At 67.5% G+C, this 15577-nt stretch carries 12 protein-coding genes; 9 read left to right on the top strand and 3 right to left on the bottom strand.

Features of this window, described 5'->3' with window-relative positions:
- Positions 1–157: 157 nt before the first annotated feature.
- The 9 genes from ACJH6I_RS27590 (at position 158) to ACJH6I_RS27550 (ending at position 10570) form a co-directional block, all read left to right on the top strand.
- Positions 158–1258, top strand: coding sequence for a hypothetical protein (locus ACJH6I_RS27590; RefSeq protein ID WP_406784877.1), 1101 nt, complete (start codon positions 158–160; stop codon positions 1256–1258).
- Positions 1255–2451: an HpcH/HpaI aldolase/citrate lyase family protein gene (locus ACJH6I_RS27585; RefSeq protein ID WP_406784876.1), complete on the top strand. Its 1197-nt coding sequence runs from the start codon at positions 1255–1257 to the stop codon at positions 2449–2451. Before ACJH6I_RS27590 ends, ACJH6I_RS27585 begins: the two co-directional genes overlap by 4 nt.
- Positions 2448–3710 carry a phosphoribosyltransferase domain-containing protein gene (locus ACJH6I_RS27580; RefSeq protein ID WP_406784875.1) on the top strand — a complete coding sequence of 421 codons (1263 nt, stop codon included), beginning with the start codon at positions 2448–2450 and terminating at the stop codon, positions 3708–3710. The genes ACJH6I_RS27585 and ACJH6I_RS27580 overlap by 4 nt, the downstream gene beginning before the upstream one ends.
- Positions 3707–4819, top strand: a complete 1113-nt coding sequence (locus ACJH6I_RS27575) for a cysteine protease StiP family protein (protein ID WP_406784874.1) — start codon at positions 3707–3709, stop codon at positions 4817–4819. The genes ACJH6I_RS27580 and ACJH6I_RS27575 overlap by 4 nt, the downstream gene beginning before the upstream one ends.
- Positions 4816–5688 carry an HAD family hydrolase gene (locus ACJH6I_RS27570; protein WP_406784873.1) on the top strand — a complete coding sequence of 291 codons (873 nt, stop codon included), beginning with the start codon at positions 4816–4818 and terminating at the stop codon, positions 5686–5688. The genes ACJH6I_RS27575 and ACJH6I_RS27570 overlap by 4 nt, the downstream gene beginning before the upstream one ends.
- Positions 5685–6941 carry a TerD family protein gene (locus ACJH6I_RS27565; RefSeq protein WP_406784872.1) on the top strand — a complete coding sequence of 419 codons (1257 nt, stop codon included), beginning with the start codon at positions 5685–5687 and terminating at the stop codon, positions 6939–6941. The genes ACJH6I_RS27570 and ACJH6I_RS27565 overlap by 4 nt, the downstream gene beginning before the upstream one ends.
- 3 nt (positions 6942–6944) lie before the next feature.
- Positions 6945–8507 (top strand): TerD family protein, encoded by a 1563-nt coding sequence (locus ACJH6I_RS27560; RefSeq protein ID WP_406784871.1) that lies wholly within the window; start codon positions 6945–6947, stop codon positions 8505–8507.
- 34 nt (positions 8508–8541) lie between these two features.
- Entirely contained in the window at positions 8542–9684 is a 1143-nt protein-coding gene (locus ACJH6I_RS27555) for a DUF4236 domain-containing protein (protein ID WP_406784870.1), read from the top strand.
- Between the two features lie 199 nt (positions 9685–9883).
- Positions 9884–10570, top strand: a complete 687-nt coding sequence (locus ACJH6I_RS27550; RefSeq protein ID WP_406784919.1) for an HNH endonuclease family protein — start codon at positions 9884–9886, stop codon at positions 10568–10570.
- Positions 10571–10581: 11 nt separating this feature from the next.
- Here ACJH6I_RS27550 and ACJH6I_RS27545 read toward each other — a convergent pair whose 3' ends face one another.
- The 3 genes from ACJH6I_RS27545 to ACJH6I_RS27535 all read right to left on the bottom strand — a co-directional run bounded on the left by ACJH6I_RS27545 (position 10582) and on the right by ACJH6I_RS27535 (position 15189).
- Positions 10582–11523: an ATP-dependent DNA ligase gene (locus ACJH6I_RS27545; RefSeq protein WP_406784869.1), complete on the bottom strand. Its 942-nt coding sequence runs from the start codon at positions 11521–11523 to the stop codon at positions 10582–10584.
- A gap of 11 nt (positions 11524–11534) precedes the next feature.
- Positions 11535–12725 (bottom strand): Fic family protein, encoded by a 1191-nt coding sequence (locus ACJH6I_RS27540; protein WP_406784918.1) that lies wholly within the window; start codon positions 12723–12725, stop codon positions 11535–11537.
- A 91-nt stretch (positions 12726–12816) separates the two neighbouring features.
- A complete protein-coding gene (locus ACJH6I_RS27535) occupies positions 12817–15189 on the bottom strand; it encodes a hypothetical protein (protein ID WP_406784868.1) in 2373 nt (790 codons plus the stop codon).
- Positions 15190–15577: the final 388 nt, after the last annotated feature.

Below are 15577 nucleotides of genomic sequence, written 5' to 3'. Positions count from 1 at the left end.
CGTTTCAGCAAATATTGACATCACGTTAACTGTAGAAACCCTGGGTGTCTAGCTGTAATCTCGCTGTGTGTCCAACCGCTGGGGGAGGCGGTCACGCAGCATGCGAGACGACACCCGCCCCAACCTTCCCGCTGAACTAACCAGCACATTCCTCGACATGGAGGGACGACTGGACGTCGCTCAGCACGCGGTCGAAATCGCCATCGCAGGGCACGCCCACAGTTCGCTCACAGCCGAATGGGTCACCGCACGAGACCGCGCCTACGCCGCAACCACACAATATTTGGCCATCGCTTCACCCGAATCCGCCACCGGCCCCACCCCCTCGTTAGCCGATGTCCAGCGCGCCATCGACAACGCCCGCGCGGGCCTCGACACCTTCTATGACCGACACCGGCGCGTCCTGGACTCGGCTGTCGGTGCCGCGGCCGCAGCGACCGCCGAAGCCGAAGCGTCCGTGGCACTGGCGAACGCGACGCTGCAGCGATGGGCTGCCCTGGACCCGCAGCTCGCCGCATACCGCTCGGTGCAGTCAGCCCACGAACTCGTCGAATCGTGCCGTGATGAGACTCAGTCGGCCCTCGTCCGCGGCGACATCACCGCCACCCGCAGCGCCGCCGAACGATTGCGTGCCGCGGTCACCGGCCTGGACGCCGCTGTGGACACCGCCCCGCAGATCGACGAAAAGGCCCACCGCACATTCGCTTCCGTGCAGACCCGCCTTGCAGCCACCCGCCACCGCGCAGACACCGCCCCGGCCACCTTCTCGTCGTTGCTCAAAGAATTTCACGCTGACTCATCGGCGGACTTGTGCGACAACGAGCGACAGGGCCGAACCCACATCGCCGCCGCCGAAGCGCTCCTCGACCAGGCAGCAACGGCTCTCACCGAACACCGACCTGAAGACGCCGCCGCCTTGGCCGGACAAGCGCGAGACCAGTTAGCCGCTGCCGCCGCGCTCATTGATGCGATAACCGACCGCCTCGCTACCCTGCGCGCCCTGCGCGCCGACCCCACCAAACCAGAACGCGCCGCCCGCTTTCAAGTCCGCGACGCCCAGCGCCTCGCCGTCGACCGCGGCGCGGTCGCCGAATGGGGCACCGTCCTCGACGCGCAGGTGCCCCGCATCGACCGTATCGTCGCGGCCCTCACCGGCCGCCACCCCGACTATTGGAAATATCATCTTGCCCTGGAAGAGGTTACGCAGTACGTGAGCACCATCGTCGCCCGCATTCGACATCAGGCGTCAGCGCAATGACCGCCGCTGGGGCTATCGGTCAACAAGCCGCCGTACACCACTTCCACCACCTCAACGAAGCCGACCGCCACCGACTGTTCTTCCGCAACCCGGAAGAACTCTTCACCGACGCGGACCGCGACGTGCTGGCCACCGCACTCGGAGCCACCCTCTACATTCCCGCCGACCGCGCCGATCTGGCCACCACGGTGACCCGGCGGGCGGCAGAGGGCATCTGCTCAATGGTCCTCGACCTCGAAGACGCCATCGACGAACACGCCACCACCACCGCCCGAGCCAACGTCATAGCCACCCTCGACACCCTGGCCACCGCACCACAGGCGCTGCGGGCCATGATCTTCGTCCGCGTACGCACCCGCGACTGCATCGAACAGATCACCACCAACCTCGGCGCCGGCGCCGAGGTCCTGCGCGGATTCGTCATACCGAAATTCGAGGCCGCAACAGGAGAACACTTCCTCACCCAAACCGCCACCGCAGCAACCACACTGGGCCGGCCGCTCTACTGCATGCCGGTACTGGAATCCCCACGAATCGTCTACCACGAATCCCGCGTCGACGAATTACGCGGCATTTCCGAAGTCCTTGCCCGCCACAGCGACTCGGTTCTCGCCGTCCGGATCGGGGCCACCGACCTGTGCGGCACGTTCGGCATCCGCCGCAACCGCGACCACACGATCTACGACGTCCACGTCATCGCCGCCGTCATCGCCGATATCGTCAACCAACTCGGCCGCGCCGACGGCACCGGCTTCATCGTCACCGCCCCCGTATGGGAGTACTTCGCCGACCACGAACGCCTCTTCCGCACCCTGCTACGCACCACTCCCTTCCGAGAGCACGACGCCGCGGGCTTCCGCGACGGCCTGGTCCGCCGAGACCTCGACGGCCTCCTGCGCGAGATAAGCCTCGACCGGACCAACGGCCTGATCGGCAAAACCATCATTCACCCCACACACGCACCCGCCGTGCACGCGCTGTCGGTGGTCAGCCACGAGGAATACCGCGACGCCCTCGACGTCCTTGCCGCCGAATCCGGCGGGGTGCGCCGATCCGAATACCGCAACAAGATGAACGAAGCAGGGCCGCACCGCATCTGGGCCCAACAGGTGCTGCGCCGAGCCCGGGTATTTGGTGTCGCCAACCGCGGCGTCACCTTCGTCGATTTCCTGACCGGGCTGGCCAACACGTGACCACCTCTCCCCACGCCTGGGCCACCGCGCAATTCGGGCTCCGGCTGCACGACGGTACCGGCACACGCGGCAATCACCGGCTGAGCGGACTGGTCCAGCCGGGGCTGCGACGCAATCCCCGCCGCGCCCACCTCCTGGTATCCACGGTGTTGGGCAAGCACATCGCCGTGCCCCCGACCATCGTTCGCGACGCCGGCCGCCGACTCGGTGCCGCCGTCGAAGCCCTGCAGCCCGGCGACGTCGACGTTCTCGGGATGGCCGAGACCGCCACCGGCCTAGGCCACTGCGTCGCCGACCACCTCGACGCGAACGTCTATCTCCACAGCACCCGCCGGCCCGCTCCAACCGCACACATCTACGCAGAATTTCAAGAGGGCCACTCGCACGCCACCGACCATCTCCTGCAACCCGCCGGGCCCGCCATCTTCGGCCACCTACGCCCACTGGTGATCGTCGACGACGAAATCTCCACCGGCAATACCGCTTTGGCGACCATCGAGGCCCTGCACCACCGACAACCCCGCCCCCGATACATCGTGGCGTCACTGGTCGATGTCCGCACCGACACCCACCGCCAGCACGTCAACGACACCGCCCGGGCACTGCAGACGGCCATCGACTTCGTCAGCCTCGCCGACGGCCAGGTGAGCATCCCCAGCACCCTCACCCAGCAGGTGTGCGCGCTACCCGCTCCCCGGCTCAACCCCGTTCACCCCGGCGGCCCAGGCGCCGCACGCACGGTGGACCTGCCCTGGCCGGCGGACGTTCCCGACGGCGGCCGACACGGATTCCTGCGGTCGAACAGGCCGGTGTTCGACACTGCCGTCGCCGCCGCCACAGCCCGCCTCGCAGGCCTCCTGGACCCTGACCGCCCAGTGCTGGTCATCGGCCACGAGGAGCTGATGTACCTGCCGCTGCGGATCGCCGACCACCTCACCGCCTACGGATTCACAACCCGGTTCCAATCCAGCACGCGATCCCCGGCCTACGTCGTCGACGATCCGGGCTACCCGCTCCGCACCGGATTCGAGTTCCCTGCAGGCGAATCCGGTGAAACCGGCTCCCGCTACTTGTACAACGGCTGGCCTACTGGCCCCACCGCAGAACGCACCCAGGCCGTCGTCGTGATGGACACCGCAGCAGCCGCCGGAGCAACGGGCCTGACCGAAGTCCTGACCGCGGCCGGCTACGACGTTCTCGTCGCCGTCGTCGACGGACCCGGATACGACGCCTTGGCAGCATCACGGGGACACTCGTGAACACGCCCCTGACCGGCCCCGACTTCGGTAGCTACGCCGCCGACGAAGTCAGCTGGCTGCTGACCGACCTGTCGGCGGCCACCTTGGAAGCCGACGCCGCCACACGCGAACGCGAAATCCAGTCCGGCCGCGCCCATTACGCCGAATCATTGCCCATCGAATACCAACCAGACCCGGCCTACCGGACCCTATTCCACGAGGTACTCACCGACACCGCAGCCAGGCTGGCCACCGCCGTGGGCACGGTCACCGAACTCGTCCTCGCCGAACGCGGCACAGACATCACCCTGGTGTCCCTCGCCCGCGCCGGCACTCCGATCGGCATCCTGATGCGCCGCTGGGCCGCCCACCACCACAGGCTACGGCTGCCCCACTACGCCGTATCGATCGTGCGAGACCGCGGAATCGACACCGCAGCACTCGATTACCTCCATGCCCACCACGACCCGACGAACGTGGTGTTCGTCGACGGCTGGACCGGCAAAGGCGCCATCACCCGCGAGCTCACCGCCGCGCTGGAAAACTACGCCGCCGACACCGGCATCCACTTCAACCCCGACCTCGCCGTGCTGGCCGATCCCGGCCACTGCGTGCGCACCTACGGCACCCGCGACGATTTCCTCATCGCCTCCGCGTGCCTGAACTCCACTGTCTCCGGGCTCATATCACGCACCGTACTCAACCGCCGCCTACTTGAACCCGATGACTTCCACGGCGCCAAGTTCTACCGCGACCTCATCACCGACGACCACTCCGGAATCTTCCTCGACACCGTCAGCGCCCGCTTCGACGACATCGCCGACACAGCACGGGCTCGGGCGACGGCGATAGCGGCCGCCGACCGCACCCCCACCTGGGCCGGCATGGCAACCGTAGAACGCATCCGCCACGACTACGACATCGCCACAACCAATTTCGTCAAACCCGGCATCGGGGAAACCACCCGGGTTCTGCTGCGCCGCCTACCCTGGCGCGTCATCGTGCGAGACCCGCACGCCCCCGAGCACCGGCACATCCGCCTGCTCGCCGCCGACCGCGGCGTCCCGGTTACCCACGACCCCGACCTGGCCTACGCCTGCGTCGGGCTGATCAAAGATGTGACCCCATGACCGCGCTCATCGCCAGCGACCTCGATCGCACCCTGATCTACTCGCGCCGGTTCTTCGACACCCCGCCGCCGACAAACCAGTGCGTCGAGATCTACCGCAACGAACCGATTTCCTACATGACCCCCACAGCAGCAGACCTATTGCGGCAGTTGAGCTCCCACCATCTCATTGTCCCCACCACCACCCGCACCACCGCGCAATACACGCGCCTCACCCTGCCCGGCGCGCCCTACCGCTACGCCATCACCAGCAACGGCGGCACCCTCCTAATCGACGGCGCACCCGATCCGCAGTGGACCCGCACCGTCGCCGCCCAAATCCGCGCCGGCGGCCCACCGCTGCCACATATCCTCGCCGAATTGCGGACCCGCATCGATGACACCTGGGTGCACAACCTGCGCACCGCAGAGAACCTGTTCTGCTATCTCGTCGTCGACGAGGCCACTCTTCCCCCCGACTTCCTCACCCAGTGGCAACAATGGTGCACACCGCGCGGATGGACCGTGTCCCAGCAGGGCCGCAAGATATACACCGTCCCACAGTCCTTATGCAAAGCCAAAGCCGTTGCCGCCCTGCATCACCGACTCATCGACGCAGGCGACCTGCCACCCCAATCCCCGATTCTCGCTGCCGGTGACGGCGCCCTCGATGCCGCGATGCTCGAGCTCGCCGCGGCGGCGATCCGCCCGGCCCACGGGGAATTGCACTCCCTCGACTGGCAGCGCCCCCACCTCACGGTCAGCGACGTCACCGGCGCGCGCGCCGCCGAGGACATTCTCACCTGGTTCGCCGCCCAGATACCCACAGCCACACCCCAGCCCGTTCAGCACAGTATCGCCCACCCGGGTGAGAGAAAGGACTACCGTTGACAACGCACCTGAGCAAAGGCCAGAACGGACCGCTCAATGCCAGCGACCTGGTCATTTCTGTTGAGCTGTACGCCCCGGCCGACCTGTCAGCCCTGCTGGTCACCGCCGACGGCAAAGTCCGGACCGACGCAGACTTCGTCTTCTTCAACCAGCCCACCGGCCCCGGGGTCCGGCTGCAGCCCGGCGCACCCGGTCAGCCCGCCAGCCTGGCCGTCACCCTGGCGGCGGTGCCCGCCGACATCGCCAGGGTCCGCGCGGTGATCACCCTCGACAACCCGAACACGACCTTCGGACAGTCAGCCCCGCCGATCGCCCGCATCAGCGACACCGCCGGGAACCTGCTGTACGAGTACCGAATCGACGGCCTGTCCACCGAATCCATCGTCATCGCGGCCGAAATCTACCGCCGAGACAGCGCCTGGAAAGTCCGCGCCGTCGGCCAGGGCTATGCCGGCGGATTCGCCGCCCTTGTCACCGACCACGGGGTCAGCGTCGATGACGCCCCGCCCCCCGTCGTGCCCCCGGTGACACCCCCACCCCCGCCGCCGGCCCCGCCCCGGCCGGCCACACCGCCACCACCCCCACCGCCGGCACCACACCCCGTAGCACCCCCACCGGCACCACACCCCGTAACACCCCCACCGGCACCCAACTCCGGAGAAGTCAGCCTGGTCAAAGGCCGGACCGTGAACCTCACAAAGGGACAACGGGTTTCGCTACGCAAAGACGGCGGTGTCGCACTCACCCAAATCCGGATGGGCCTGGGCTGGGACCCCATCAAGAAAGGCCTGTTCGGCAACCGAACGCCCGACGTCGACCTGGACGCCTCCGCGGTGCTATTCGCCGAACACCAGCCCGTCGACACCTGCTACTTCGGCCAACTCGCCTCCAAAGACGGGTCCATCCGGCACCAGGGCGACAACCTCACCGGTGAAGGCGACGGCGACGACGAGGTCATCAACGTCGATCTCACCCGCATCCCGGCCTACGTCACCACGGTGATCTTCATCGTCACCTCCTACCGCGGACACACCTTCGACCAGCTGTCGAACGCATTCTGCCGACTCGTCGACTCCACCACCGGCGCCGAACTGGCCCGCTACACACTCCAAGGCGCCGGCCTACGCTGCACCGGCATGGTGATGGCCAAGTTCATGCGCGTCGGACAAGAATGGAAGATGCAGGCCATCGGCGAGCCCATGACCGCCAAGCACGCCGGCGAAGCTCTCCCGCAGCTCCCCCGGTTCCTCTGACCAATGTCCGAACAGCGGCTCACCGCCGGACAGAACGCCGAACTCAACTCGGCTGCACTGGTATTCACGGTGCAGCCGACTCAGGCGGAAGTGGCGGCGCTGGCCCTCGACGACCAGCGCCGCGCCCTGGACCTGCCCGGCGCCGGCTACGTCGACGCGCGCCGCCCATCGCATTGCCCGGGGATCAGCGCCGACCCCGGCCGATTGTCCGTGCGGCTCGACGCGCTCCCGGCGGCGGTGGCGCGGGTGCTGTGCCTGGCCCTGACCCCACAGCCCCACAGCGGGGCACTGACCTGCACCCTCGCCGACGCCGACGGCCACACCACCGTGTTCGTGGTCCCCGCCGTGGACGTCCACCCGGCGGTCATCTGTATCGAGCTCTACCGCCGCGGACCCCGCTGGAAGATGCGCGCCGTCGGTCAGGGCTACGCCAGTGGCCTGGCGGAAATGGCACGCGCACACCGCATCCCAGAACCGCACCGTCCACCGGTCGCGCCCGTCCCCGCCGCGGATGTCTTGCCAAACGCGGCGCAGATCATCCCACTCGGCGACCAGGACCCGCTGGAGCGGATCACCATGATCTACGAGGACGCGGCCCGCAGCACCGCTGCCTTGAACACGGCGTACGGCTTCGCCGAGAACCGCCGCGACACCGAGATGACGGCCGCGATCGCCGACCCGGCCAACCGCAACACCGTCGCCGGCCAGCAGGCTCTGACCGAAGCGCAGCGCCGCTACGACGAGGTGATCGCCACCGCCACAGCCGACTATCAGCGCGACGCCGCACACCTCATCGCCGAGCTAGCCGCCCTCGACCATGAACTACCGGCCGCCCTCGCACCCTTCACCGCAACTACCTGGCAGCAGCGGCCGCGGCCCTGCCATGGTATTCGGCTGGGCACCCTCAGCGTTCCCGCCGCCGGTCCGCTGTCGATCCCGCTGTGCCTACCCCTGCCGCTCCGCCGCCCCCTGTGGATCGACACCCAGAACGCCGCGGCCGCCACACCGGTCGCCTCCGCCCTGCTGGCGCGCCTGCTGGCCGCCGCCCCGCAGACCAGTGTGGATGTCATCGACCTGGCGGCCACGCTGGCACCACTGACCAAACAGCTGTCGCCCTGCATGCCCCGGCCCGCCGTGACCTCTCACACCGACGTGGCCGAACGCCTACACGCTTTGGTCTGCCAGTCCGATCTCACTGCCCTGCAAAAGGATTCAGCACCGCCCGCCCGTGTCACTGGCATCACGGTGATCACCGACCCCGGCTACGGATTCCCGCCAGAAGCCTGCTCGGCCATAGTGCAGCTACTCAACAGCGGAACCGGCCACGCCCTCGTCCTCATCGGAGACCACCGCGACAGCGCATCATCCCCACAACCGCTGCTACGCGAGATCGCCGACTACAGCCACCGCATCCCGCTGGACGCCGACGATGCGGCAGTCGCCGACCCATGGACCGGAACCCCCTGGCGGTTCGTCCCCGACACGATGGCAACCGGCCGACGGCTCGCCGACATCATCACGCTCGCGTCCGGGCGCGACCCGGCCGGCGAGCAATCGCCGTGGTGACCCCCGGCATCCATCTTCCCGAAGGAGAACCCCCATGGGCTTCGGCATGAGCTTCAAACTGGCCCCGGGCGTTCGGATCCGGGTATCCAACCGCGGCGTCCGCACCAGCGTTGGCCCCCGCGCAGCCCGCATCCACATCGGTGGCGGCCGGACCGCAATCTCAAGCGGCGTCGGCCCTTTCACCGTCTACAACACGCTCGGGTCGACAGCCCAAGCACGCCCGGCGGCGCCGCGCGGAAGCGGGCCCACGCGCGCCAGCCTCGCCGAACTCCAGCGGCAAGCAGCCGCCGCCGAACGCGAGGAGTCGATCCGATCGGTGATGGCCCTGGAGCGGTCCCTACTCACCTTGCACCTGCAGGAATTCACCCCCGCAACACGGCCCCAGCTACCCCAACCGGCCCCGCCAGACCCAGCCCCGTTCATCGCCGCCCGCGAACAGCAAGCCCTCGCAGGCCTTTCCATTTTCGATCGGGCGAAACGACGCGATGCCCAGCGATGGGCGCGCGAAGCCGGCCAGCACGACGCCGACGCCCAATGGGAACAACAACGCCGCGCACACCTCGAGCACCAACTCGCCGCCATCCAGTGGTGGGACAAACTGCTCGCGCACGACGAAACCACCGTCCACGAAGCGCTGGAGGACGCGTTCGAGGACAACCAGTCCCCTGCCGCGTGCATCGACGTCGGCAAGGACCTGTCCACGCCCGCCGGAATCCGATACGCCACCGTGCTGATCATCTACGGCCCGGTCGATCTAGTTCCCGAAAAGCAGCCCGACACCACCCCCGCCGGCCGGCCGACCTTACGCAAACGCACTCAGTCCGCCCGCAACGACTTCTACGTCCAAGCCCTGGGTTCCACCGTATTGGCCACTGTCCGAGAAGGGTTGGCGGTCGCCCCCAGCGTGGCCGAACTGCGCGTCGTGGTGCTGCGCCGCGACCCCGGAGCCGCCGACCCAGCGTCCTACCTTGAATGGATTTACGCCGGCCGCTTCCCGCGTGCCTGGGTCACGTCGATCCCGTGGGCCACCGTCGACCCCGCGGAAGCCCTGCTGCAGGCGCCCCAAGCGCGGATGCGGCGCCGCGGCGCCGCCGGACATGTCGTCGCCTTGCCCCTAGAAGACGAACCCGGGCTGACCCAGATCCTCACTGAGGTCCGCAGCACCCTGACTCGATAGACCGACCATGACCACTGGACAATGCACCGTGCACGCCGTGTCGGACCCCGCCGCTACCGTGCCGCTCATGACTTCGCCGAAGCGCCACCAGCACGATCCCACCGTGCCTGCGGTCCGCGTCGGTCTGCGCTGCGGATCGCTCGCCGCCCTGGCCGCGGTGGCGATGCTGACCGGCTGCAGCCCGACCAACCCACCGCACATGGTTAGTACGACCGTGACTGCGCACGCCCCGACTCATACCGCCCCTAACGCCGGCGTGAGCAATACTGCGCCCCAACCGATATCCACCCCGCCGCAAATCCCGGCTGCTGCATCTGGTCTGCTCGCCGACCTCCCGCAGGTGCCAAAGCGCAAGAGCCTGGGCGATTACCGCCGCGCAGCCTTCGGCGATGCTTGGACTGACGACCAGGACGCCCCCGGAGGGCACAACGGCTGCGACACGCGCAACGACATACTCGACCGAGACCTCATCAACAAGACCTACACCTCAATCTCCAGGTGCCCCAAGGCCGTAGCTACCGGAACGTTGCACGACCCATACACCGGGATGGACATCGCCTTCACCCGCGGTAACCAGGTCGGCGCGGCAGTGCAGATCGACCACATCGTCCCCCTGGCCTATGCCTGGGATATGGGCGCCCGTGAATGGACTCCCGAGATTCGGACTCGGTTCGCCAACGATCCCGCCAATCTGCTTGCCGTAGAAGGAAAAAGCAACCAGGGAAAGAGTGACAAAGAACCCGCGAAATGGATGCCTGCCAACACCGCCTACCACTGCGAGTACCTCGGACGTTTCACGGCGGTGCTACGGGCGTACGGGCTGCCGATCGATGTTCCCTCGTCGAAGGTCATTGCCAAGGCTGCACCGACCTGCCCCACTTCGTAAGATTCTAGAATCTAGTCATCGAGCGGCGGCACAGAAATCCCGTCAATTGCCCGCTGCCGCAACCCTTTCCACGTCCCATGCCGCAAACCCCGCCCCGTGTACTCACGGTAGGCAACCTCACCCACATACACCGGCTCCACCCACCGCCACGGGCCATCCTCTGGCGCGGCGGCCGCCGCCGGTGAGGACCGAGGAACCTCGACCAGCAGCCGATACAGACGTCGCCGCTCCGCGCCACTGAAACCGGTCCCGACCTCACTGACGACCACCAACTGCCCGGCCGCATCGTGGCCGGCCAGCAACAGCGAGCCGACCTGGCGACCACCAGACCACCCCACGATCACCAGCTCGCACGTCCGCCGAATCGGCCTCTTGATCCACGCCCGCGATCGCCCCGGCACATACAGCGAATCCAGGCGCTTGGCGACCACACCCTCCAGGCCATGCTCCTCAGCCGTCGCGAGCACCTCACGCGGATCAACATCCGTCCACGCCGACGGCACAACGAACACCGACGATCCCGCCGCCGCGGCGCCGAGCTCCTCGAGCACCTCCCGCCGCCGCGAATACGCCAGCCCAGTCAAGTCCCCACCATCAAGGCCAACCACATCGAAGGCGTAGAAACGCACCGGCACCTGGCGGAGCAACGCAGCCGCGGGCCGGCGCCGCATCGGCCACCGCTGCTGCAATCGGCTGAACGACGGCCGCCCCAACCCGTCGAGCGCGACCAGTTCACCATCGAGAACCGCCTGCCGGCCCCCGAGCGCATCGCGAATCCCCGCCAGCTCCGGGAACGTCGACGACGCATTCGCGCCGCCGCGGGTGTACACATCCACACCCGCCTGATCAGCAGAAACACTGAGCCTGAAGCCATCCCACTTGATTTCAGTCGAGTACCCGGGACCGGCCGGCAACTCCCCGAGCATCGCCAACATCGGCTTCGGAGGAATCACACGCCTCGGGCTCACCTCCACCGTCGACTCACCCGCCGCCCGATCGCATCGGTGAGCACATCAAGTTCGGCCAGCACATCAGTAGCGGCCCAAATACGATTCCGCGACCCCTCCGACAACACCTCGACGACACCAGCATCCGCCAACCGCCCCAACGCCCGGTAAGTGCTGGTATCGGTTGTGCCCGTGAGGGTTTGAGCTGTCTCAGCGTCGAAAATCGGTGTCTGCAACAGCGCATCGATCAGCAACTCATCAGCCGACCCCGCCCGCGGCCGCACCGCCTCCCGCCACCGCGCCGGCAGCTCAGCCAACCGCCGAGCAGACTCCTGAGCCGCCGCACTGGCATGCAGCGCAGCCGACGCCACATACCCGACCAGCGCATCAACATCACCACGCCGATAGTCACCCAGCCGAGCGAAATACGTCTCGGTATCGGCGAGCATGACCGACGCCAACGGCACCGTCACCGTCTGCGTCAGACCCCGCCGACGCAACACCGCCGACAACAACGCCCGCCCGATGCGCCCGTTGCCGTCGACGAACGGGTGAATGGACTCGAACTGGGCGTGCACGATCGCCGCCTGCGCCACGATCGGCAAGTCCACCCGATCAGCGAACGCAAGCAGGTCCGCCATCAACTCCGGCACCCGATCGGCCGGTGGCGGCACGAAACTGGCGCCCAGCGGCGAAAAGTCGCTGCCCCCAATCCAGTTCTGCACACTGCGCAGACAGCCAGGCTCGTCGGCATACGGATCCGGTGCCATCAACTGCTGATGCGCGTGCAGAATCGCCGGCAACACGAGCGGGCCGGTATCGGCCGCCCCGACCAACTCGTGCAACGCATCCACCGCGGCCAGCTGCGACTTCGCGGCCTCACTGGCCCGACCACCAGCGACAGCCTTACCAAACGCTCGCCACCCCGCATCGACCCGCTCGATCCGCGACGACGCCACCGACTCACTGCGCAGCAAGAATTCACGCACAGGGACAAGAAACTGGCCCCACCCCGCCTCCAGGCGCGCAACCTCGATCAGCGCGGACTCATGCGCCCGCGCGACCTCCCCGACCACCTCGTAGCCCAACCCCGCGATGGCCGGCGGCACGGCGACCTCAAATTCCCGCAGGGTGCGGTCCTCCCGGCTGCCCTGCCGGCCGCGCGGAACCCAAGGAACGGTCTCATAGCGATGCGCGGGCCAGCCCATACCGAAGGTTAACACCAAAAACGACGATACAGCCATCTATGCCGCACGTTGCCGCGTAAACATGCGGCACAGCGGTCGCCGCTGAACGGAACTAAGCTACCGCCGCCGCAGGCTCCAACGGCGCACCCGCCAACCGCGTCGAGTACAGCAGGTCCGCGCACCCCTCAGCGGTCGAGTGATTCCGCAGGCACAGCACCACCTCCGCAGCCCGAGCCGACGCCAACGCCCGAGCAGGCTCCGCGCCACCCTGGCCTGCAGACTTGACCGCCATCTCGTACTCGATCAACGACATGAACCGTGCCCGCTCGACGTCACGCCACAGCTTCTCGTCGATCGGCTGGCCCAGCTCAAACAAATCCATGATCTCTTCGGCGGCACCGCTGGACAGATGCCCCGCGCTAGCCGCCATGTGCATATGCCGCTGCGCGACCCGCATCCGATCATTGGCATCAAATGCGTTGGCCTGCCGCCATTCCCACGGCATCGCCACAGCGCAGCGGTGCGCCATCGCCATATCCGCAGCGGTGACCGGCGCCACCGACTTCGGATCCACGGACACCGGCCGCGCACCCACCTCGCTGGCCCAGTCCATCACCTGATGGATCGGCAGCGACGACGCGATCGCCAGCACCCGGCCACCCGGGGCCGCCATCTCGCGAGCCTGCGCCTGCCGCACAACAACCTCAAGCGGGTTCGCACCACCGGACGCCGCAGAGGCCTCCCACAACTGGTGCCCGACGATCGGGTCGTTGATCGACATCTGCACATCACGCGGTACCCGCACGCCCATCGGGATATACGACGCGCCCTCGCTGGTGGCCATCCACGCCGACACCATGCCGCCCCGCTCGTACACCAACGCCACCGCGTAGTGGATCGAGATGTACCCGGTGCCGATCGTCTGCGCAACCATCGCCGACACCACGTCCTGCCCGGCCGTCATCGCCTGACTGAACAGCGCGTCGCCGCTGGCGCCGTCAGCCCCGATGCCCCGCACTCCGCGAGGCTGATCAATCGGGACCGGGGCGAACTGCGAACCCGCCGCCGACTGTGGCGTCGCGCCACCAATACTCGAGGTAGGTGTCTGCGCGGCCGCCGGCGTCGACCCGGGACCGCCATTCACCGACGGCGTACCGCCACTTGGAGTACTCGTCACCGGGGTCACCGTCGACGAACCGCCGCCGCCGACCGGGCCGCCACCGCCGGCCATCATCATCGGCCCGCCACCACCCGGGGTGGCCGCTGCCGGCATCGTCGTGCCAGCCGGAGACGACGCCGGCGCAACCTGACCGGCCGCATGCGAAATCGCGTTCTGGGCAACGTTGGAGCCCACATTCGCCGCACCCGACGCGACGTTCGACGCCGTGTTCACCGCCCCGGACGCCAGCCGCGCGGACGACTCCGCGATCCCAGACCCAAGACCGGCCAGCCCGGACCCGCGACCAGCCGCACCCGCACCGGACGCGGCCGCGGCGTTCGCACCACCCGGAACCGCCCCGGCAGCATTCGGTGTCGGCTTCGCATTACCCAGCTGACTCGACTGCGCCGCATTCGCCGGACTCGCACCACTACCGGCGCTCGACGACGCCGGCGACGACGACGAGGCCGGCGACGAGCTGCCCGACGACGCCGGCCGCATCATGTGCGAAATCCCCGACGCCGGATTACTACCCGAGCCGGAGCTTCCACCAGTGCTCGCCGGCGAAGACGGAGCCGAAGACGCAGGCGACGGATTCGACGGCTTCGCCTGCGTCGCAGCCTCTTTCGCCGCATCATCAGAACGCAGACCCGTCTGCTGAACAGTCTTCTCGCTGTGCTGCTGCGGTGTTTGATTCGACGACTGCTCTGCCTGTGGTTGGCGATCAAGCGGCGAGTCGTTGAACATCTTGACGGGCTGCACGTTATTGCCGCCCCGCTCCATGCCCTTGGCGGGCGGACTGAACTGGGGCGCTGCCGGCGCTGCAGGTGCCCCCATTGCTGGCGCTCCTGCCCCGTCTGGCATCTTGCTATTGATGTAAGGCTCAGACCATTGAGCGATGTCGTTCGACAGCGCGGTAACGGTGGTGGCCCCCTGCAGGTCTCGTGCGTGCGCCTGCGCTTTCGCGGCCGCCACGGCGGCTTGCTCGCAGGCCTTCACGAAGGCATCGATCGCCGGCGCGGCCGTGGGCATCGCGGCCTTCTGCGCCTCACCAAGCTCTCGCAGCTGCTTGATGTTCTCCTCGGTCGTATTGACGATGTCCGCCAATTCAGTTTTGGTGGACTGCAATTCGCTCGCGGCCAGATGCGCCTTCTTCGAGATGTGCCGGTACGCCTCGATGCGGTTCTGCAGCGTCGTCTCTCGCCCGCGCGCCAGCTGCTGCAGCGTGTCGATCAGGTAGCCATCCATTCCGACCATCGACGTCTTGATGTCCATCTGGACATCAAGCTGAGTGAACAGTGCGTTGGCAGCTTGCGACCACGCCATCGAATAACCCGACCAAGCCATCACACTCTGAGATGGCCACGCCCCCGCCAGAATCTCCGCCGAGTGCTCAGTCATCGGCATCGAGACCTCACCAAACCCCAAGGCCCACAGCCCCTTTCATTACGGCGCCAAGCGCTGGCACATGTCGTCCACCGCATTGGACGCCGCCTTAGCGATGTCATGCGCATTGCCGCTTGCGGCATTGAAGCTGGTGTACGCAGTGCCGAGCGCATGCAGTGCACTAGCCGCGGTGGTAACGGCTTGTGCAAGAGCAGGCGTCGTCCCTGGAGCCACCTTGAGAACGTCGCCGGCTTGGGTATAGAGACTGCCGGCCCGAAGCACTCCAGCTGTCCATGCCGGATTTGATCGCACGGCGGGGTCCAAAATG

This window comes from Mycobacterium sp. SMC-13, assembly GCF_045311035.1.
Taxonomy (GTDB): domain Bacteria; phylum Actinomycetota; class Actinomycetes; order Mycobacteriales; family Mycobacteriaceae; genus Mycobacterium.
This window is presented reverse-complemented; position numbering and strand designations above follow the sequence as displayed.

Excerpts from the sequence above, each read along its gene's own strand:
- ACJH6I_RS27535 (WP_406784868.1), bottom strand. The coding sequence starts at position 15,189 with ATGGCGTGGTCGCAAGCTGCCAACGCACTGTTCACTCAGCTTGATGTC.
- ACJH6I_RS27560 (WP_406784871.1), top strand. The coding sequence starts at position 6,945 with ATGTCCGAACAGCGGCTCACCGCCGGACAGAACGCCGAACTCAACTCG.
- ACJH6I_RS27570 (WP_406784873.1), top strand. The coding sequence starts at position 4,816 with ATGACCGCGCTCATCGCCAGCGACCTCGATCGCACCCTGATCTACTCG.
- ACJH6I_RS27555 (WP_406784870.1), top strand. The coding sequence starts at position 8,542 with ATGGGCTTCGGCATGAGCTTCAAACTGGCCCCGGGCGTTCGGATCCGG.
- ACJH6I_RS27590 (WP_406784877.1), top strand. The coding sequence starts at position 158 with ATGGAGGGACGACTGGACGTCGCTCAGCACGCGGTCGAAATCGCCATC.
- ACJH6I_RS27585 (WP_406784876.1), top strand. The coding sequence starts at position 1,255 with ATGACCGCCGCTGGGGCTATCGGTCAACAAGCCGCCGTACACCACTTC.
- ACJH6I_RS27540 (WP_406784918.1), bottom strand. The coding sequence starts at position 12,725 with ATGGGCTGGCCCGCGCATCGCTATGAGACCGTTCCTTGGGTTCCGCGC.
- ACJH6I_RS27550 (WP_406784919.1), top strand. The coding sequence starts at position 9,884 with ATGGTTAGTACGACCGTGACTGCGCACGCCCCGACTCATACCGCCCCT.